The 19,346-nt window shown below is 34.5% G+C and carries 15 protein-coding genes; 7 read left to right on the forward strand and 8 right to left on the reverse strand.

Going from position 1 to position 19,346, the window contains the following annotated elements; genetic code table 11:
- Positions 1 to 177: 177 nt before the first annotated feature.
- The 6 genes from DMA14_RS17645 to DMA14_RS17670 all read right to left on the reverse strand — a co-directional run bounded on the left by DMA14_RS17645 (position 178) and on the right by DMA14_RS17670 (position 9,270).
- Positions 178 to 1,728, reverse strand: a complete 1,551-nt coding sequence (locus tag DMA14_RS17645; RefSeq protein WP_111425900.1) for a PepSY-associated TM helix domain-containing protein — start codon at positions 1,726 to 1,728, stop codon at positions 178 to 180.
- Between the two features lie 5 nt (positions 1,729 to 1,733).
- Positions 1,734 to 2,033 (reverse strand): hypothetical protein, encoded by a 300-nt coding sequence (locus DMA14_RS17650; RefSeq protein ID WP_111425901.1) that lies wholly within the window; start codon positions 2,031 to 2,033, stop codon positions 1,734 to 1,736.
- A gap of 21 nt (positions 2,034 to 2,054) precedes the next feature.
- Entirely contained in the window at positions 2,055 to 2,387 is a 333-nt protein-coding gene (locus tag DMA14_RS17655) for a hypothetical protein (protein WP_111425902.1), read from the reverse strand.
- A 55-nt stretch (positions 2,388 to 2,442) separates the two neighbouring features.
- Complete coding sequence (locus tag DMA14_RS17660; protein WP_111425903.1) at positions 2,443 to 4,932, reverse strand: TonB-dependent receptor; 2,490 nt, start codon at positions 4,930 to 4,932, stop codon at positions 2,443 to 2,445.
- A gap of 218 nt (positions 4,933 to 5,150) precedes the next feature.
- On the reverse strand, positions 5,151 to 6,395 hold the full coding sequence (odhB, locus tag DMA14_RS17665; RefSeq protein ID WP_111425904.1) for a 2-oxoglutarate dehydrogenase complex dihydrolipoyllysine-residue succinyltransferase: 1,245 nt from the start codon (positions 6,393 to 6,395) through the stop codon (positions 5,151 to 5,153).
- A 97-nt stretch (positions 6,396 to 6,492) separates the two neighbouring features.
- Complete coding sequence (locus DMA14_RS17670) at positions 6,493 to 9,270, reverse strand: 2-oxoglutarate dehydrogenase E1 component (protein WP_111378927.1); 2,778 nt, start codon at positions 9,268 to 9,270, stop codon at positions 6,493 to 6,495.
- 117 nt (positions 9,271 to 9,387) lie between these two features.
- Between DMA14_RS17670 and DMA14_RS17675 the strand changes: the two genes are divergently transcribed.
- Together DMA14_RS17675 and DMA14_RS17680 are read left to right on the forward strand one after the other, a co-directional pair.
- Positions 9,388 to 9,939 carry a hypothetical protein gene (locus tag DMA14_RS17675; RefSeq protein WP_111425905.1) on the forward strand — a complete coding sequence of 184 codons (552 nt, stop codon included), beginning with the start codon at positions 9,388 to 9,390 and terminating at the stop codon, positions 9,937 to 9,939.
- A gap of 36 nt (positions 9,940 to 9,975) precedes the next feature.
- Positions 9,976 to 10,542, forward strand: a complete 567-nt coding sequence (locus DMA14_RS17680) for a hypothetical protein (RefSeq protein ID WP_111425906.1) — start codon at positions 9,976 to 9,978, stop codon at positions 10,540 to 10,542.
- Positions 10,543 to 10,570: 28 nt separating this feature from the next.
- On the opposite strand, the gene DMA14_RS17685 is transcribed toward DMA14_RS17680, so the two are convergent.
- Positions 10,571 to 10,924: a hypothetical protein gene (locus DMA14_RS17685; protein ID WP_111425907.1), complete on the reverse strand. Its 354-nt coding sequence runs from the start codon at positions 10,922 to 10,924 to the stop codon at positions 10,571 to 10,573.
- A gap of 53 nt (positions 10,925 to 10,977) precedes the next feature.
- The gene (locus tag DMA14_RS17690) at positions 10,978 to 11,952 is read right to left on the reverse strand and encodes a polyprenyl synthetase family protein (protein WP_111425908.1); all 975 of its coding nucleotides are present in this window, start codon (positions 11,950 to 11,952) and stop codon (positions 10,978 to 10,980) included.
- A 266-nt stretch (positions 11,953 to 12,218) separates the two neighbouring features.
- Here DMA14_RS17690 and DMA14_RS17695 point away from each other — a divergent pair, with 266 nt between their 5' ends.
- The 5 genes from DMA14_RS17695 (at position 12,219) to DMA14_RS17715 (ending at position 19,221) form a co-directional block, all read left to right on the forward strand.
- Positions 12,219 to 12,740, forward strand: a complete 522-nt coding sequence (locus DMA14_RS17695; protein ID WP_111378932.1) for a YceI family protein — start codon at positions 12,219 to 12,221, stop codon at positions 12,738 to 12,740.
- 107 nt (positions 12,741 to 12,847) lie between these two features.
- On the forward strand, positions 12,848 to 13,447 hold the full coding sequence (locus DMA14_RS17700; protein WP_111378933.1) for a TetR/AcrR family transcriptional regulator: 600 nt from the start codon (positions 12,848 to 12,850) through the stop codon (positions 13,445 to 13,447).
- Positions 13,448 to 13,540: 93 nt separating this feature from the next.
- Positions 13,541 to 14,872 (forward strand): TolC family protein, encoded by a 1,332-nt coding sequence (locus DMA14_RS17705; RefSeq protein WP_111425909.1) that lies wholly within the window; start codon positions 13,541 to 13,543, stop codon positions 14,870 to 14,872.
- Positions 14,873 to 14,884: 12 nt separating this feature from the next.
- On the forward strand, positions 14,885 to 15,952 hold the full coding sequence (locus DMA14_RS17710) for an efflux RND transporter periplasmic adaptor subunit (protein WP_111425910.1): 1,068 nt from the start codon (positions 14,885 to 14,887) through the stop codon (positions 15,950 to 15,952).
- A 92-nt stretch (positions 15,953 to 16,044) separates the two neighbouring features.
- The gene (locus DMA14_RS17715; protein WP_111425911.1) at positions 16,045 to 19,221 is read left to right on the forward strand and encodes an efflux RND transporter permease subunit; all 3,177 of its coding nucleotides are present in this window, start codon (positions 16,045 to 16,047) and stop codon (positions 19,219 to 19,221) included.
- Positions 19,222 to 19,346: the final 125 nt, after the last annotated feature.

Here is a 19,346-nt window from a genome sequence, read left to right on the forward strand (position 1 = left end):
AAGTTGCGAAGTCGCAAAGATTTTGTTTCCCGCAGATTCTGCAGATTGAGCAGATTCTTTTTAATATTTTTATCTGCTTAATCTGCAGAATCTGCGAGAGAAAATCATTCCAATTTTCTAATCTGTAGCTTTAAGTAAAAACTTTGTGTCTTAGTGCCTTTGTGCAAAAAAAGTTGATCAAGCAAGAGCTTTCTTAGGTTTTAAATGATACGCTGTGTATAAAGAAATTCCAGCAAGGAAAATCCAGAAGACATCTATAAAGAAAATTTGAAATTTGTTTTGCATAAAAGAATTCCAAAACCAATTTCCAGAAACGATTCCGTTTGTAACTGGAATCAGGAATCCTAAAATACTTCCTGAAATCAGACAGAATTTGTTGGTAAAAGCATGATTCTTTTTAATGATAAAGAAGATCGTAAGTATTAGCCAGCCTCCAAAATAAAGTGCATATAAATTAGACTGACTTAAAGGGTAGAAAATTTTACTTCCAATAAAAGCCAAAGCTGTAATTGGATACATGCTTAAACAAATCGCTAAGTAAATACGAACAACAGCAGCGTTGAAACGTCTTTTCTTTTCTGGCATATTGTTTTTTTGTCGGGCAACAAGCCAAATCATAACTCCAGAAATAATAACGAAACAGGTTATAATTCCTAAAATGAAGCTTACAATTTTTAAAGCATATCCGCCATAATCGCCAAAATGTATTCTGTATAAAACATTTTTTACAACATCTAAATAGCTCGTTTGTGAAATAGGGTCTTTTTTGGCAATTTCTTTTCCGTCTGCAACTCTGTAAACTACTTTTCCAATTCCTGTAAATTTTTTATGGCTTAAAAGTTCGCCCTCGACCAAAACATGCATATTGGCATCGCCGTAATTTTGGATAAAAACACGGGTAATTTCAAAATCATTCCAGTTCTTTTTAGTTTTTGAAACTAATTCATTGATGTTAAATGGATTTGCCAGTTTTTTATTTTCAAACTTATAATCAGGATCAGTATATTCCAGTTCCTTATATAATTTATCTTGATCTCCTTTGTATAAAGCCATTACAGCTGGAGCTACAATTAAAAGTTTAATCATAAAAAATGCACCTGTAACCGCGTATACAAATTGAAATGGCAAACCAATCATTCCTAATGCTGTGTGCGCATCTGTCCAAAGTGTTTTTAATTTTTCTTTTGGACGGAACATGTAAAAGTTGGAAACAATTTTATTCCAATGCAGCAGAACTCCTGTTATGATTGCGAACAAAAAGAACAAAGCCGTAAATCCAGCTAAATAATATCCTGCAGGATATGGAATTTGTGCGAGAAAGTGAAGACGATATAAGAGTTCGCCTAACGAATAGGATTCTTCATAAGTGTAGCTCTTGTAATTTTTATTGTCCAAATAAAAAAACTCTCCAGCTTGCTGTTTTTTTGGAGCCAAGGTATCTTTGGTTCCTTCCATGTAAACGGCAACTCTATTTTCTACAGACGGTTTAGAAATGGTAAGATTTCTTCCGTGCAAGACATATTTTTTATCGAGATGCTGTAGCGCATTATTGTAGTCTAATTGAATTTCTCTTGTGATTGCTGTAGATTCACTTCTTTCCCAATTGATGATTTCATCTCTAAAAAAAGAAAAAGATCCAGCAAAGAAAATTACAAAAAGAACTACACTGATAACGATTCCGCTGACAGTATGCGTGTGAAAATAGATATTGTAATGACGGTTATTCATAAATATTATTGTGCCGTATTATAGGTTTGACCTAGGTAAATGAAAAGACAAAAAAGTAAAGTTAGCAGAATGTAAACTCCCCAGATTTTCCAGCCGCTTTTAGCTAAGAAAGCAATAATCATTAATGCGACCCAAAGAATAAAACCACTGAAAGCCATTGTTATTAGCACATCTTTTCGGCTAAACCAAGCTGCTAAAGCCAAATGAAAAGTAACAGAAACAAAGTATCCGCCTAAAATTGCTGCAGTAATTTTGGAAAAACGAGGCCAAAAAGAAGGGTTTAGATATTTTGGATTTGCTGGCATATTATATTTTAAAGAGGATTTTTAGTTGTAATAAAGTTCAGTTGCGGCAACAAAAATTAGTAGCGCTAGAAGCAATTTGCTATTTATCTTTTTTAAAGGAGTAAGGATAATGATCAAACTTCCCACAGTCATAAGTTGAATGAAAAACATTAAAGTGCCACAACCTAAAGATTGTGTAAAAAGCCACATTGCGTAAGCGGAAAGCAAAAGCATTAAACCTACTATTTTTGTTTGTTTTGGATTTCTCTGCATCCATTTTTCAAAACCTAAATCATACGACAACACTGCTCTTTTCGAAGTATAATACAGTGTGTAAAAAGCTAGAAAAACGATAAGGCTGGCTATTGTAATCATAATCAATTAGAATTTAAAAAACACCTTCCAATTAAGGAAGGTGTTTTGATGTTTATTAGAATCTATAAGAGAAACTAGCGGCAACACTTCTCATGTTTCTTGGATGAATAGTTGACCATCCATCGTAAGTGTCAACATTTGCGATGTTGTCTAGTTTAAGTGTCAATGTATATTTTTCTGTTCCGTAGAAAATTGATGAATTTAAAACAGTGTAAGATGGTATTGTAAATTGACCTGTAATTGTTCTGTTCATGATTAGGTTTTTGTCAGCATAGTTTCCTCCAAAACCTAAACCAAATCCTTGTAAATCTCCTTCTAAGAATTTATAGCTTGCCCAGAAGTTTGCTGAGTTTCTTGGCCCAGAGCTTTCTGGTCTGTGTCCTACGAAATCAGGATCTCCTGCGTTTAATATTGCATCTACATAGCTATAACCTGCAACAATGTTTAAACCAGCAACTGGACTTGCCACGATTTCTGCTTCAAAACCTTTGTTTCTTTGAGCACCGTTTTGATAAGAAGTTTGAGTTGGCACTCCGCCGGTAGAACCATAAACAGTATAAACCTGATCTTTTACCTGAATGTCATAGTAGCTAAATGTTGCGTAAACTTTATCTTTAAGGACATTTAATTTAGTTCCAATTTCAAATTGGTTAGCATGCTCTGGTTTGAAAGTTCTTGGACTAGAACTTCCGTCAGGTAAAATATCGCTTGTTGGAGCAGAGTTGGCAAAACCATCCATGTAGTTTGCAAAAATCGAAACCTTATCAATAATTGGCTGGTAAACTAAACCAAATTTTGGAGAAAAGGCAGTTTGGTTATAATCATCATCACTGGTAGTTACGTCTCCAGCTGTCATAAAACGATCGACACGTAAACTTCCCATTGCAGATAATGAAGGAGTAATATTAATAACATCAGAAACATAAGCGCTAAAAACTTCTTGTTTAGTTTTGTTGTTATTTGCGGCAGCTTCAGCTAAAAGTTTGTCTGAACCTGCTTTTGTTAAATTACCATTATCTCCATCTGTAACATATTTTTTTGGATCTGTAATACCAAATACATATTGGTTTACAGTTGCTAAATCCATGTTTCCGATATATACATTTCCATTTCTTACATATCCAGATCCATTATCGATTTGTCCTCTATTGAAATAATCCAAACCAGCAACAATACGATTTCTTAAGCTTCCGATTCTGAAATCTCCAATAAAGTTTTGCTGAATATCTGTTGTTAAAGTTGTAGAGTTTTGATAGTTCATAGAACGTCCTAGAACAATTCCTTCCGTGATTTGAGGAATTGATTTTGTTCCTTCATATAAATAAGTATAATATCCTTCTGATTTTGATGAACCTCTAGAAACTACTGTCTGAGAAGTCCATTGATCCGAAATTTTATAGTTCATTTGTCCTTGAAGGCTGTAAGAAGGTGTTTGAATTGCAAGTTCGTTACTTGTATAAGAACGTTTGTTATCATAACCTAATTCGTCAATATTGTGAACTCTTAACGGAGCAGCTCTGTCTAAGAAAAGCATAGTTGGGTTAGTTGCTTCGTTTTTCATGAATTCAGTATTGATGAAAAATGAAAGTCTGTCATTTACCTCATAAGATAATGAAGGAGCAAAGAAGAAAGATTTTCTATATCCAGCATCTTGAAAGCTGTTTTCGCTGTGGTAAGCGGTGTTAAGACGGAAGTTAATTTTGTGTTCTTCGTCTAAAGGAGTATTGACATCAGCAGTAACGCGGTTTAATCCGTAGCTTCCGGCTGTATAAGTTACTTCTCCGCCAAAACGATCATAAGGTTTTTTAGTCGTCATATTGATTAAACCACCATAAGAAATAAGGCTGCTTCCGAATAAAGTTCCTGAAGGTCCTTTTATTACTTCGATTTTATCGATGTTTGCAGGGTCTAGGCTTCCGTTTGTTAAACCTGGCAAACCATTAATCATAGTTGGCTGTACAGCAAATCCTCGTAAAGAGAAATATCCTGCTCCATCACCTCCACGACCTGTAGAAGCCCATAACGGATTTAGTCCTGGAGCGTTTTTAAGTGCATCATCAAGGTTTGTAACTACTTGCTCCTTTAAAAGCTCGCTTGTGATTGTAGTATAAACTTGTGGGTTTTCAAGATTTTTAAGTGGTAATCTTGATACTTGTTGTGTTTCTTTGCGAGCAAGAGGATTTTTTCTGCTATTTCCGCTAATTACAATTTCGTTTAACTGCTCAGAGTTTGAGTTAATACTGAAATTTTCAATTAATTCGTCTCCGCTGTTAAGAGTGATGCTTTTTTCTTTAGATGTAAATCCAACTGCCGAAACTCTAATAATATAAGTTCCCGGTTTAAGGTTCTTTATTTCATAATTCCCTTTAGTATCTGTGTTTGTTCCGATTTTTGTTCCTTTTAAAGCAACAGAAATGTTATCTGCTGTTCCACTATCCGAACTAATCTGACCTTTTATTGTCGCTTTTTCCTGTGCCAAAACAGATGTTCCCGTAAGTAGAACAAAGCATAAAGTTAATAGCGAAATCGTAAATTTTAATTTCATTTTTATTTAGAATTAATTTTGATAGTGCAAATTTAACTGCTGGAGAGCAATCAGGCAAGTTGTTTTTATTTATTCTAAATAAATTATTTTTTAAAGGTTAAAATTTTCATTAATGCAAAAAATTAACATCTTAAGCTAATCTTAAGCTAATTTTAAGCAAAAAAAAGCCTGTTCTAATGAAAGAACAGGCTTTTGTATTGTCGAAAATTACTTAAAAATTACAACTCTAAAGCACGTTTAGCGTCGCCATTCATTAATAATTCTAATGGGTTTTCTAAAGCTTCTTTTACAGCAACTAAGAAACCAACAGACTCACGTCCGTCGATAATTCTGTGATCGTAAGAAAGAGCCACATACATCATTGGGTGAATTTCAACTTTTCCGTTTACAGCAATCGGACGCTCAATGATGTTGTGCATTCCTAAGATTCCTGATTGAGGAGGGTTGATGATTGGAGTAGATAACATACTTCCGAAAACACCACCATTAGTGATTGTGAAAGTTCCTCCAGTCATATCGTCAACTGTAATTTGACCATCACGAGCTCTTAAAGCCAATCTTTTGATTTCAGCTTCAATTCCACGGAAAGTTAAAAGTTCAGCGTTACGAACAACAGGAACCATTAATCCTTTTGGTCCAGAAACTGCGATTGAGATATCAGCAAAATCGTAAGCGATTTTGTAGTCACCATCCATCATTGAGTTAACATCTGGGTATAATTGTAAAGCTCTTGTAACTGCTTTTGTAAAGAATGACATGAAACCTAAACCTAAACCACCATGTTTAGCTTTGAAAGCATCTTTGTATTCATTACGAATTTGGTTGATTGGCGTCATGTTTACTTCGTTGAAAGTAGTAAGCATAGCAGTTTCATTTTTAGCTGAAACTAATCTTTCTGCTACTTTACGACGTAACATTGATAATTTTGTACGCTCAGTTCCGCGGCTTCCACCAGTTGGAGTTCCCATTGAAGGTACTGCGTTTACTGCATCATCTTTAGTAATTCTTCCGCCTTTACCAGTTCCTGTTACAGAAGCTGGAGCAATATTTTTTTCGTCTAATATTTTTCTTGCTGCTGGAGATGGAGTTCCTGCTGCATAGCTTGTAGCAGCTGGAGCTTGAACTGGCTCAGCTTTTGGAGCTTCTGCTTTTACTTCTGCCTTAGGAGCCTCAGATTTTGGAGCTTCTGCCGCTGGTGCAGCTGGAGCACTTCCTGCTGGTTTAGCAGCATCTGTATCAATTAAACAAACTACAGCACCTACTGCAACTGTATCACCTTCTTCAGCTTTTAGTGTAATTACACCGCTCATTTCAGCAGGCAATTCAAGAGTAGCTTTATCTGAATCAACTTCAGCAATAGCCTGATCTTTCTCTACATAATCTCCGTCTTTTACTAACCAAGTTGCAATTTCAACTTCTTTTATTGATTCCCCTGGTGATGGGACTTTCATTTCTAAAATCATCTTGTTTTTGTTTAAGGTTTTTATGGTTTCAAGTTTCAAGTTTCAGGTTGTTACGCTTGAAACTTGGAACATGAAACTTGAAACAATTATTTTTTAATTATCTAAATAAATTTTTATCGAATACCATTCTAATTGCATCTGCGTGACGGCGTTTAGCACGTGTGTAACTTCCAGATGCAGGAGCAGAGTATGCTTTTAATGAAGCTAATCTCCATTTTACAAGATCAAAGTTCATTAACATAAAGCTATAAGCTCCCATGTTTTTAGGCTCTTCTTGTGCCCAAACGTAATCATCAGCATTTGGATATTTTGCAATGATTTCTTTAATCTGCTCAACAGGGAAAGGGAATAATTGCTCAATACGAACAACCGCAACGTCTTTTCTTCCGTTGTTTTCTCTTTCTGCTGTAATATCGTAGTAGAATTTACCAGTAACGAAAACTAATGTTTTAACATCTTTTTTGTTTACTGTAGTATCATCAATTGTTTCTTGGAAACTTCCGTTTACTAAATCTTCTACTGGAGATACACATCTTGGGTCACGAAGTAAACTTTTTGGAGTAAATACAACCAATGGTTTACGGAAATTCGTTTTCAATTGTCTTCTTAATAAGTGGAAGAAGTTAGCAGGAGTTGTACAATCTGCAACATACATATTATGTCTTGCGCAAAGCTGTAAGTAACGCTCCATTCTTGCAGAAGAGTGCTCAGCACCTTGTCCTTCGTATCCGTGAGGTAATAAAAGAACGATACCGTTTTGGTTGTTCCATTTATCTTCACCACAAGAAATATATTGGTCAATCATAATTTGAGCTCCGTTAGAGAAATCTCCAAATTGTGCTTCCCAGATTGTTAAAGCTTTTGGACTTGCTAATGCGTATCCGTAATCAAAACCTAAAACTCCATACTCAGATAAGTGAGAGTTGTAAACATTAAAGTTTCCTTTTTTGTCTTCAAGGCTATTGATTAAGATTACTTCTTCTTCAGAATCTTCAACTTTAACTACAGCGTGACGGTGAGAGAAAGTTCCTCTTTCTACGTCTTGTCCAGAAATACGAACATCAAAACCTTCTTGTAATAAAGATCCGTATGCTAAATGCTCTGCCATTCCCCAATCTAAAAGATTAGTTTCGAAGAACATTGTTTTTCTGTCGTTGATTAATTTTTGAATTTTACTGATGAATTTTTTGTCTTCAGGTAAATTAGAAATAGCATTTGCAATCTGAGTTAATTTTTCTTTTGGATAAGAAGTATCAACTTTTTGAAGCATTTGCGTGTCTGTAACTTGTACAAAACCTTCCCATTCGTTTTTCATGAATGGAGTAATGATAGTCAAATCTTTTTTACGAGAAGCTTCTAAGTTCTCCTCCAATTGAGATTTGTATTGTTTTTCTAAAGCATTTACATAAGAAGCATCGATTACACCGTCAGAAAGTAATTTCTCTGCGTAGATATCTCTTGGGTTTTTATGTTTAGCAATGATTTTATATAAAACAGGCTGAGTGAAACGTGGCTCATCACCTTCGTTGTGTCCGTATTTTCTATATCCTAATAAGTCGATAAATACGTCACGTCCAAACTGCATTCTGTAATCTAATGCAAAAGATACAGCGTGAACAACAGCTTCAGCATCGTCAGCATTTACGTGTAATACTGGAGAAAGCGTTACTTTGGCAACGTCTGTACAGTAAGTAGAAGAACGAGCATCTAAGTAGTTTGTTGTAAATCCAACTTGGTTGTTAATTACGATATGAATTGTACCACCAGTTTTGTATCCATCCAATAAAGACATTTGAATGATTTCATACAAAATACCTTGACCAGCGATAGCGGCATCACCGTGAACAGCGATTGGCAATACTTTTGAAATATTTTCTGGGAAATGTCTTTCTTGTTTTGCTCTTGTTATACCTTCAATAACAGCTCCAACAGTCTCTAAGTGAGAAGGGTTTGGTGCTAAATTGATGTTGATGCTTTTTCCAGATCTTGTTTTTCTGTCAGCGGTAAGACCTAAGTGGTATTTTACGTCACCATCAAAATATTCTTGATCGTAATCTTTACCGTCAAACTCACCAAAGATATCTTGAGTAGACTTTCCGAAAATGTTTGCCAAAACGTTCAAACGACCACGGTGAGCCATTCCCATTACGAATTGTTCAACACCTTTTTCTGCAGCTTGCTCGATCAAAGCATCTAAAGCTGGGATGATGGATTCTCCACCTTCTAATGAGAAACGTTTTTGTCCAACATATTTAGTATGAAGGAAATTCTCGAAAGAAACAGCTTCGTTTAGTTTATTTAAGATTGTTTTCTTTTCGTCAGAAGAGAAGTTTGGCTGATTTGTATTTACAGATAATTTATCCTGAATCCATTTTACTACATTAGGGTTTCTAATGTACATGTACTCAATACCGATATGCTGGCAGTAAATAGCTTTTAGACGATTTACGATATCTTGCAATGAAGACGGCGCCATTCCGATTGTTTGAGCTGCATCAAAAACAGTTGAAAGATCTGCTGTAGATAATCCGAAGTTCTCGATATCCAAAGTTGGAGATGAAGTTCTACGGTCACGAACAGGATTTGTTTTCGTGAATAAATGCCCGCGCGTACGGTATCCGTCAATTAATTTAAGAACATTAAATTCTTTCTTTAGTTTTTCAGAAATCTGACTGTAATCTGTGTTATCGCTAGTCACGTACTCAACGATCGTTTGCACAGGATTTTCGTCATTATAAGTCGTTTGTCCAAAGTCAAAACCTTGAAAGAAACTTCTCCAGCTAGGCTCTACGCTGTCTGGGTTAACTAAATATTGATCGTATAATTGTGCAAAAAACTCAGTATGCGCTGCGTTTAAAAATGAAAACCTATCCATAATATGAGTGAATATACTTTTTTGTTATATAGAAAGGCAAAAGTACAACAATCGCATTTATTTAAATCTTTTTTTTACGTACTTTTACGTAAAAATTTGTTAAAATAAACGTTAACTATGAATAAAATTCAATCTTCAATCGATTTCAGATATTTTTTTGTGATTTTGGCGGTCTTGTTTTCAAGTTATAGTATTGCACAACAAAAATATGTCATTGACAACAGTAATCATTTTTGGGACAAAGTTCAATTTGGTGGAGGACTCGGATTGGGTTTCGGATCTGGTTACACCAATATCTCGGTTATGCCGAGCGCCATTTATAATGTCAACGAAATTGTCGCAGTCGGTGTTGGATTGCAATTTGGTTATTTATATCAAAGAGATTATTATGAATCGTTTGTTTGGGGAGGAAGCGGGATTGTACTCGTAAACCCGATTCCACAACTACAATTATCTGCAGAATTGGAACAAGTTAAGGTCGATACCGACTACGAAGACAATTATTATCACCCAGGTTTTTCCGATTCTTATTGGAATACGGCCTTATATTTAGGAGCAGGTTACAGAACAGGAAATGTGACTATTGGAGCACGTTATGATGTTCTATATGATCCAAATAAAAGTCTTTATGGCTCTGGATTTATGCCTTTTGTGAGGGTTTATTTTTAAAGGTGCTAAGGTTCTAAGTTTTTTAAATACAGAAATTTGAAGAAAGTTATTTTTATAATTACAGCAATTGTACTTTTAAGTTGTAATAATTCTAAGAAAGCGGATATTAATAAAGAGAAGGTTGTAAAGAAAGAATTACGACCTTTTTTTGATGCAGATAAAATTGATCATTATTTTGTGAACTATACTCTTGATAGTATAATTATTTCTGGAGGAGAAAGTAAAAAATCAAAAAAAGAGAAGGAGTTCGAAGGTTTATTTATGGGATATTTTCCTGATAGTGTTCCTAAAAAGAATTTTGAAGAAACTTTGTTAAGTCATAATTATAAGAAATCTAATCTTACAATTAAACAGCAAAAAGAAATTGAAAATGTATTCAGTGAGAAGGATTCTTTGCAAATGAGTGCTTATGCATGTGTTCCTGAGTATCGTGATATCTTTATTTTTAAAAAGAAACAAAAAACGATTGGAATAGCAAAAATTTGCTTCAAATGTGGCCGTTTCCAAATTATTGGAAGTAAAATTGATACCCAGTATTTTGGGCTTTTTGAGGAATTAGATAAATTGCATAATATCGTTCGTCCCAATGAGAAAAAATCTTAGAATCTTAGCATCTCAGTACCTTAGAACCTTATTTGTAGTAATTTCGAAACCAAACTTTCTGCCATTCTCTTTTTAAAATCAAGAAAGCAACTTGTTCAGCTAGAATGACTAAATCTGAACCATCCAATTGTTTGATTTCGTTTTCGGGAACGTCAATGATATAAAGTAGGTTGAGATATTCAGCAAATTTGTACTGAATCATTCTGTAAACTTTTTCGTGAAGCTGAATTTTTAATTCATTTGGAGAAATGCTTAACGGAAAATCGATTCCTTCATTCGCTAAATTAAAATCTTTATTAAGCTGTTCAATAAGACTAAGGTATAAAGTCTCTGCTTGCGCTTGCGCTAATAATGATTCGGTATTTACTGGTGCTACAAACATGTGATTTTAGATTTTAGATTGCTGATTTATGATTGTAGATTTTTTCCTGAATACTAAACTTTACGCCCCATTAAATTCTCGCCAAATGTTCTTAGAATACCTTTTTTTTCAGAATTAATATCCATTTTTTCTAACGTTTCAAAAGCTTTAAAAGTGTACATTTCGATAGCTTCTTGCGTGGCGCGTGATGCTCCAGATTCGTTGAAAATAGTTTTTGCCGTTTCTATTTTTTCTGAATTATCTTCTAATTGTAACGTGAATAATTTTTCTAATTCAGAAGCTTTTTCCTCAGTAGAAAACTCTAAAGCTTTTAGATATAAATACGTTTTTTTGTTTTCTATAATATCGCCACCAACTTGTTTCCCGAAAGTTTCAGGATCTCCAAAAGCATCGAGATAATCGTCTTGAAGTTGGAAAGCTAATCCTAAATTTAGTCCGAAATCATAAATTAAATCTGCTTCTTTTTCAGAAGTTTTAGCAACAATTGCGCCCATTTTCATGGCAGCCGCAACCAAAACAGCTGTTTTATATTCGATCATTTTAAGATATTGAGGAATCGTAACATCTTTACGAGTTTCAAAATCTACATCCCACTGTTGTCCTTCGCAAACTTCAAGCGCTGTTTTGCTGAATAATTTAGCAAGGTTTCTAAAAACAACAGGCTCATATTGTTCAAAATATTGATACGCCAAAATAAGCATCGCATCTCCAGAAAGAATCCCAGTGTTCAGATCCCATTTTTCATGCACAGTAATCTGTCCTCTTCTTAATGGAGCATCGTCCATAATATCATCATGAACTAGCGAAAAGTTATGAAAAACTTCAACCGCCATTGCTGCCGGAAGTGCAATCGAATAATCAGTATCAAAAACCTCTGCCGCCATTAAAGTTAAAACTGGACGAATGCGTTTTCCTCCAAGTCCTAAAATGTATTCTATTGGTTCGTAAAGATTTTTAGGCTCTTTATGTATGTTTTGGCTTTTTAGATAATTGATGAAAAAATCTTGGTACTGACTTATATCGTGCATAATAAATTCTGATTTCGCGGCTCAAAGATACAATTCAAATATGAATTTCTAAGGATGAAATGTTAAAAGCGTATGAATCGCTTTAAACAGGCTTTTAATCCGTCTCATTTCTAAGATGTTAAAAATTTTTATAAAAAACTTGGAAACTTTTTTGGTATTCAGAGTTTCCTGTCTATATTTGCAGCGATAAAATGGAAACTAAGAACACTGTAAAAGTTTCCATGAAGAGTTTTAATGATTCTTAAAATCAATTAAATCAGCTATTTATGAAAACAAAATGGACCTTAGATTCTAGCCAATCAGATGTTTTATTGAAAATGAGACGATCAAGAACTGCTTATTTGGGAGGAGACTCAAATAAATTTGATGGGTATGTAAATATTGAAGATAATGAGATTGAAGATGCTTCTGTCGAATTCTCATTAGACATCAATAACAAAAATGAAAGTTTCCAATCTATAGATGCTTATTTACAGCTTCAGGATTTTTTTGAAGAAGATGAGCATCCAATTATCAGTTTCAAATCGACATCGTTTCAAAAAGTAAATCAGAACATCAATTTTTTCAAAGGAGATTTAACTATAAAAGATATTACAAGAGTAGTTGAGTTGGATGCTGAGTTTCTAGGAGAAAATATTTATAACGGAGAAAAGAAAGTGGCTTTTGAAATCAAAGGAAATATCAAACGTGAAGACTTTGGTTTAGATTACAGTTCTTTCAACCACGCTTCGGGTGCTGCTTTAGGTAAAGACATTAAACTTATAGCAAATTTAGAATTTAGCATATAAATCTTACCAAATCAATAATTTGATGTAAAATTATTACAAATAAACAGGAAACTATTTTTTTAATTTTAGTTTCCAAAGTATATTTGTGATGCAATCGAGAATTTAAAATGAAAGAGAAGATTATAGCAAAAGCAAGCGAGTTGTTTTTAAAGCTTGGTTTTAAGAGTGTTACAATGGACGATATTGCGGGCGAAATGTGTATTTCAAAAAAAACGATTTACAAGTATTTCTGCAATAAAGAAGTTTTAATTGAGGAGAGCACTTCGCTGGTTCATGGCCAGGTACACGAAATCATGGATACCATTATAGCAAAGAACTTTAATGCTATTCATGAAAATTTTGAGATTAGAGAAATGTTCCGCGACATGTTTAAAAATAACATTGATACTTCGCCAATTTATCAGCTCAAAAAGCATTACCCTGAGATTTATCAAAATATTCTTTCATTTGAAATTGATCAATGTACACAGATGTTTAGAGAAAATATTGAAAAGGGAATTCGTGAAGGTCTATATAGAAGCGATTTGAATATAGAGGTTTATGTAAAGTTTTATTATACACTGGTCTTTCATATAAACGAAAATACCGTTTCTGAAAGCGAAGCACAAAGAATTGAGCTTGAAGCCTTAGAATATCATACTCGCGCAATGGCAACTTTAAAAGGAGTAGAGGAACTAGAAAAGCAGCTAAAAAGAATAAATAATTAATTCATCCAAATATATTCAATCGTCATTATTCTGAGTGAGGATGGAAAATGGCGATACTATCTCAAAATTTAAAAAATAAATATTTAACTACTTATGAAAAGAATCCTTCTTATATTTTTGTGCACCATTGGCTTGACTGCCAACGCGCAAACCACTTTAACCCTGAAAGACGCGGTCAATTATGCGCTTCAGAATAAAGCTGATGCTAAAAAAGCAAAGCTTCAGGTAGAGAATAGTGAGTATCAGATTCAGGAAATACGTTCGAGAGCTTTGCCACAAATTAGTGCAAACGGAAGTTTAACGTACAATCCGGTAATTCAGACAACAGTTATTGATGGAGCTGCATTTGGCGCGCCAGGAACTACAATTCAGGCTGCATTTGGACAGAAATGGACTTCAACAGGAGGGATTTCTTTAACTCAAGCATTATTTGATCAATCTGTTTTTACAGGTTTAAGAGCTGCAAAAACGACTCGTGAGTTTTATCAAATAAATGATCAATTAACAGAAGAGCAAGTTATTGAAAGAGTTGCAAATAACTACTATTCAGTTTATGTGCAAAGAGAAAGACTTATTCTATTAGATAGTAATTATGTAAATACACAAAAAGTTCGCGACATCGTTCAAGGTCAATTTAATAATGGTTTGGCTAAAAAAATTGACTTGGATCGTATTATCGTAAAAATGTCTAACATTGATACAGATCGTCAGCAGGTTAAAAATCAAATCGAATTACAGGAAAATGCATTAAAGTTTTATATGGGTATGCCTATCGAAACTCAAATCGTTATGCCAAAAGAAGAATTTGAAGTTGTGCCAGCTGCTTTAACGCAAGAGCCAAATATTGAAAACAGAACAGAATATTTGCTTTTGAAGAAACAAGAAGAACTTTTAGTATTCAATAAAAAAGCGGTTGAAGCAGGTTATTATCCTACGCTTTCATTGTCTGCAGGTTACAATTATATCGGACAAGGACCTGAAATGCCTTGGTTTGCAAAACCAGAAAAAGGAGTGTATTGGTCAGATTTCTCAGCTATTGCTTTAAACTTACATGTGCCAATTTTTACAGGTTTCGGAACTCGTGCAAAAGTAAGACAGGCTGATGTTCAAATCAGAGAGTTGCAAGAAGACATCAAAGACACAAAACTTTCTCTTGATTTAGATTATAGAAACGCAATGACACAGATTAATAATAATCTTGTTACTATTGAAAATCAGAGAGAAAATATGCGTTTGGCGTTAGAAATCTTAGGAAATACCAAAAACAATTACCTTCAAGGTTTAGCATCTTTAACCGATTTGCTTGATGCAGAAAACGCATCGCTTGAAGCTCAAAATAATTTTACAAGAGCAGTTTTAAATTATAAAATTGCCGAAATATCTCTAATCAAATCGAAAGGCGAACTTAAATCTCTTACTAAATAATAAATTATTACAATGAAGAAAATAATAATAACACTCGTAATCATAATTGTAGCTTTTTTTGGAGTTAGCTACATTTTAAATAAGAACAAAGCAGAAAACGAAGCGAAAACTGCAATTGTAGCAGAAAAAAACGCAGCAGTTTCTGTAAAAGTGGCTACAGTAAAAACAGAAGATGTTAACTTAGGTTTTACTGCAAACGGAAACTTCGCACCAATTCAGGAGTTGACTTTCTCTGCTGAAAAATCTGGAAAAGTAATTAGTGTTTTAGTTAAAGAAGGTGACTATGTAAGAGTAGGTCAAACTCTTTTAACAGTAAGAGGTGATGTTATCAATGTAAACGCTCAAGCAGCTGAAGCAGCATATCAAAATGCAAAATCTGATTATGCTAGATATGAAAACGCTTTTAAAACTGGCGGTGTTACAAAACAGCAATTAGATCAAGCAAAATTGGCTTTAACTAATGCTCAATCTAACTATACTCAAGCTAAAATTAATGTTGGAGATACAAGAGTAAAAGCTCCAATTAATGGATACATCAATAAAAAATACATCGAACCAGGATCTATTTTAGCTGGAATGCCTGCAACTGCTTTATTTGATATTGTAAATGTTTCTAAATTAAAATTGACTGTTACAGTAAACGAAACTCAAGTTGCTAGTTTAAAATTAGGACAAACTGTAGACATTACAGCGAGTGTTTATCCTGATAAATCATTTAGCGGAAAAATTACTTTCATCGCTGCAAAAGCAGATGCTTCTTTAAATTTCCCTGTAGAAATTGAAATTACAAACAATGCTAACAACGACTTAAAAGCAGGTATGTACGGAACGGCAAACTTTGGTGCTAAGAGCCAAAAACAAAACTTGAAAGTGGTTCCTAGAAATGCATTTGTTGGTAGTGTGAGCAGTAATGAAATTTTTGTTGTAGAAAACGGTGTTGCTAAATTAAGAAAAGTAGTAGCAGGAAGAATTTTAGGAGATAAAGTTGAAATCATTAATGGTTTAAATGACGGAGAAACTGTAATTGTTACGGGTCAAATCAACTTACAAGACGGAAATACAGTAGAAATTATTAAATAATTGTACCGCTTTAAGCCGTAAGCCATAAGCTTTAAGCCTTTCAAAAAAGCCTAAAGCCTACAGCGTATAGCCTATAGCCTAAAACAAAATATATGAAATTAGCCGAAATATCCATAAAACGTCCGTCGTTAGTAATTGTATTGTTTACAATTCTGACACTAGGTGGATTGTTCAGTTACAGCCAGTTAGGCTACGAGCTGATCCCAAAATTCGAAACCAACGTAATTACGGTTTCAACTGTATATCCTGGAGCTTCTCCGAGTGAGGTTGAAAATACAGTAACAAAGAAAATTGAAGATGCGATTGCATCTCTTGAAAATATTAAGAAAATCGATTCGAAATCTTACGAGAGTCTTTCGATTGTATCGATCACATTGACTTCAAACGCGAATGTTGATATTTCGATGAATGATGCTCAGCGTAAAATCAATGCGATTTTGAGTGACTTACCAGATGATGCAGATCCGCCGTCATTGACTAAATTCTCTTTGAGTGATTTACCAATTATGACGCTTGGTGCGAATGGTAAAATGGACGAAGCAGCGTTTTATGATTTGATCGATAAAAAGATTGCCCCAGTTTTATCTCGTGTACAAGGGGTTGCTCAGGTAAACATTATTGGTGGTCAAGAGCGTGAGATTCAGGTGAATCTTGATGCAGTAAAAATGCAAGGTTACGGACTTTCTGTTCCGCAAGTTCAGCAGACAATTTTAAGTTCTAACTTAGATTTCCCAACGGGTAACATTCAAACTCGTAACCAAAAAATCTTAATCCGTTTAGCGGGTAAATATAAAAATGTTGATGAATTAAGAAACTTAGTAGTTTCTTCTCAAAACGGAATTCAAATTCGTTTGGGAGAAATTGCAGATGTTCAGGATACACAAAAAATCGCAGAGAAAATTGCGCGTGTAGATCAAAAAAGTGCAATTGTACTTCAAATTGTAAAACAATCAGATGCCAATGCCGTAGCGGTAAGTGAGCAATTGATTAAAACAATTAAAACTTTAGAGAACGATTACAAATCGGCTCAATTAAAATTAGAAGTAGCAAAAGATAGTACTGTCTTTACTCTTGAAGCAGCAGATTCAGTTGTACACGATTTATTAATTGCAGTTATTCTGGTAGCATTTGTAATGTTGTTCTTCTTGCACAGTATTAGAAACTCATTGATCGTAATGGTATCTATTCCTGCATCTTTGATTGCAACATTTATTGGAATTTATTTATTAGGTTACACGCTTAACTTAATGTCTTTACTTGGTTTATCTCTTGTTGTAGGTATTCTTGTGGATGACGCGATTGTGGTATTGGAGAATATTTATCGACATATGGAGATGGGTAAAAGCCGAATTCGTGCCGCTTATGATGGTACTGCCGAAATTGGTGCAACCGTAACTTCGATTACATTAGTAATTGTGGTGGTGTTCTTGCCAATCGCAATGAGTACAGGATTAGTATCGAACATTATTACACAGTTCTGTGTTACGGTAATTATTTCTACAATGTTCTCGTTATTGGCTTCATTTACAATTATTCCATGGTTATCTTCTCGTTTTGGAAAACTAGAGCATATTGAAGGTAAAAATCTTTTTGGAAAAATTATTCTTGGATTTGAGAGCTACTTAACTCGTTTTACTGACTGGGTATCTCACTTATTAAACTGGTGTTTAGATCACTACATTAAAACAATGGTTGTTATTGTTGTAATGTTCTTTGGTACAATCTTCTGGTTAATGGGAGGCGGATATATTGGAGGGGAGTTCTTCGCATCATCTGATAGTGGTGAGTTCTTAGTACAAATTGAGATGCCAAAAGACGCTTCGCTAGAGCAGACAAACTTTATGACGCAAAAAGCAGAAGCTTTCTTAAAAGGAGAGAAATATGTTTTCAGCCAGATTACAACAGTTGGTCAAACCAGTGAAGGTTTAGGAGCAGCTCAGGCAACAGCATACAAAGCAGAGATTGACGTTAAAATGATCGATCAAAAAGATCGTACAGATGACGCGAATGTATATGCAGCAAAAGTAAAACGTAAACTAGAAAAAGTTTTAGTTGGAGCAAAAGTAAAAACAGTTCCTGTAGGTATCTTGGGTACTGCTGAGGATGCAACTTTAGGTTTGATCGTAACAGGTCCAAACGTAGAAAGTGCCATGAAATTTGCTAAACTTGCTGAAGCTGAATTACGTACTATTCCTGGAACAACTGAGATTAAATTAACAGTTGAGGATGGAAACCCTGAGATCAACGTTCAGGTTGATAGAGATAAAATGGCCGCTTTAGGATTAACACTTCAAACAGTTGGTTTAACCATGCAGACTGCTTATAGTGGTAATACAGACGGTAAATTTAGAGCAGGTGAATATGAATATGACATCAACATTAAATACAACGAATTTGATAGAAAAAACATCACAGACGTTAGTAATTTGATTTTCATCAACAATGCAGGTCAGCAGATTAAATTAAACCAATTCGCAACAATTACAGAAGGTTCTGGACCAAGTAAATTAGAGCGTAGAGATAAAACAGCTTCTGTAACCGTACAAGGTCAGAACGTTGGGGTTCCAGCGGGAACAATCGTTCAGCAATGGCAGGCGAAATTAGATAAATTGCAAAAACCAACAGGAGTAAATTACATCTGGGGTGGTGACCAAGAGAATCAATCAGAAGGATTTGGTACTTTAGGAATCGCATTATTAGCCGCTATTATTTTGGTTTACCTTGTAATGGTTGGATTATATGACAGTTTCGTTCACCCGTTTGTCGTATTATTTGCTATCCCACTTTCGTTCATTGGAGTTTTATTTGCACTGGCACTAACAAACAATACCTTAAATATTTTTACCATCTTAGGGGTAATTATGTTGATTGGTCTTGTGTGTAAGAATGCGATCATGCTTGTCGATTATACCAATCAGCGTAGAGCAGCTGGAGAATCTATCAGAAATGCCTTGATCCAAGCAAACCACGCTCGTTTACGTCCGATCTTGATGACGACGATTGCGATGGTATTTGGTATGTTCCCAATTGCATTAGCATCTGGAGCAGGAGCAGAATGGAAAAATGGATTGGCATGGGTAATTATTGGAGGTTTGATTTCTTCATTATTCCTTACGTTAATCGTGGTTCCTGTAATCTATGATATTATGGAGAAAATCATTAGAAAATTCTCTAAAGGTGAAAAAATCGACTATGAAGCAGAAATGCATGCTGATTATACACCAACAGAATTAAGTGAAGATGGTTTTAATCCTAAACACACCCATTAATAGTTTTAATTTTTGATAGTGAAATTCCGAGCCCGAATTCGGAATTTCACCATAAAAATCCCAGATTCCTTCAAATTGGAATTTGGGATTTTTTTATTAGTATTAGAATATAGCCCGTGGTTTCA

Source organism: Flavobacterium sharifuzzamanii (assembly GCF_003254585.1).
GTDB lineage: Bacteria > Bacteroidota > Bacteroidia > Flavobacteriales > Flavobacteriaceae > Flavobacterium > Flavobacterium sharifuzzamanii.

What these genes read in the sequence shown, in the direction of transcription:
- DMA14_RS17715 (WP_111425911.1), top strand. Translation starts at nt 16,045, where the DNA reads ATGAAATTAGCCGAAATATCCATAAAACGTCCGTCGTTAGTAATTGTA.
- DMA14_RS17650 (WP_111425901.1), bottom strand. Translation starts at nt 2,033, where the DNA reads ATGCCAGCAAATCCAAAATATCTAAACCCTTCTTTTTGGCCTCGTTTT.
- DMA14_RS17660 (WP_111425903.1), bottom strand. Translation starts at nt 4,932, where the DNA reads ATGAAATTAAAATTTACGATTTCGCTATTAACTTTATGCTTTGTTCTA.
- DMA14_RS17670 (WP_111378927.1), bottom strand. Translation starts at nt 9,270, where the DNA reads ATGGATAGGTTTTCATTTTTAAACGCAGCGCATACTGAGTTTTTTGCA.
- DMA14_RS17675 (WP_111425905.1), top strand. Translation starts at nt 9,388, where the DNA reads ATGAATAAAATTCAATCTTCAATCGATTTCAGATATTTTTTTGTGATT.
- DMA14_RS17710 (WP_111425910.1), top strand. Translation starts at nt 14,885, where the DNA reads ATGAAGAAAATAATAATAACACTCGTAATCATAATTGTAGCTTTTTTT.
- DMA14_RS17690 (WP_111425908.1), bottom strand. Translation starts at nt 11,952, where the DNA reads ATGCACGATATAAGTCAGTACCAAGATTTTTTCATCAATTATCTAAAA.
- DMA14_RS17700 (WP_111378933.1), top strand. Translation starts at nt 12,848, where the DNA reads ATGAAAGAGAAGATTATAGCAAAAGCAAGCGAGTTGTTTTTAAAGCTT.
- DMA14_RS17645 (WP_111425900.1), bottom strand. Translation starts at nt 1,728, where the DNA reads ATGAATAACCGTCATTACAATATCTATTTTCACACGCATACTGTCAGC.
- DMA14_RS17705 (WP_111425909.1), top strand. Translation starts at nt 13,541, where the DNA reads ATGAAAAGAATCCTTCTTATATTTTTGTGCACCATTGGCTTGACTGCC.
- odhB (WP_111425904.1), bottom strand. Translation starts at nt 6,395, where the DNA reads ATGATTTTAGAAATGAAAGTCCCATCACCAGGGGAATCAATAAAAGAA.
- DMA14_RS17655 (WP_111425902.1), bottom strand. Translation starts at nt 2,387, where the DNA reads ATGATTACAATAGCCAGCCTTATCGTTTTTCTAGCTTTTTACACACTG.
- DMA14_RS17685 (WP_111425907.1), bottom strand. Translation starts at nt 10,924, where the DNA reads ATGTTTGTAGCACCAGTAAATACCGAATCATTATTAGCGCAAGCGCAA.
- DMA14_RS17695 (WP_111378932.1), top strand. Translation starts at nt 12,219, where the DNA reads ATGAAAACAAAATGGACCTTAGATTCTAGCCAATCAGATGTTTTATTG.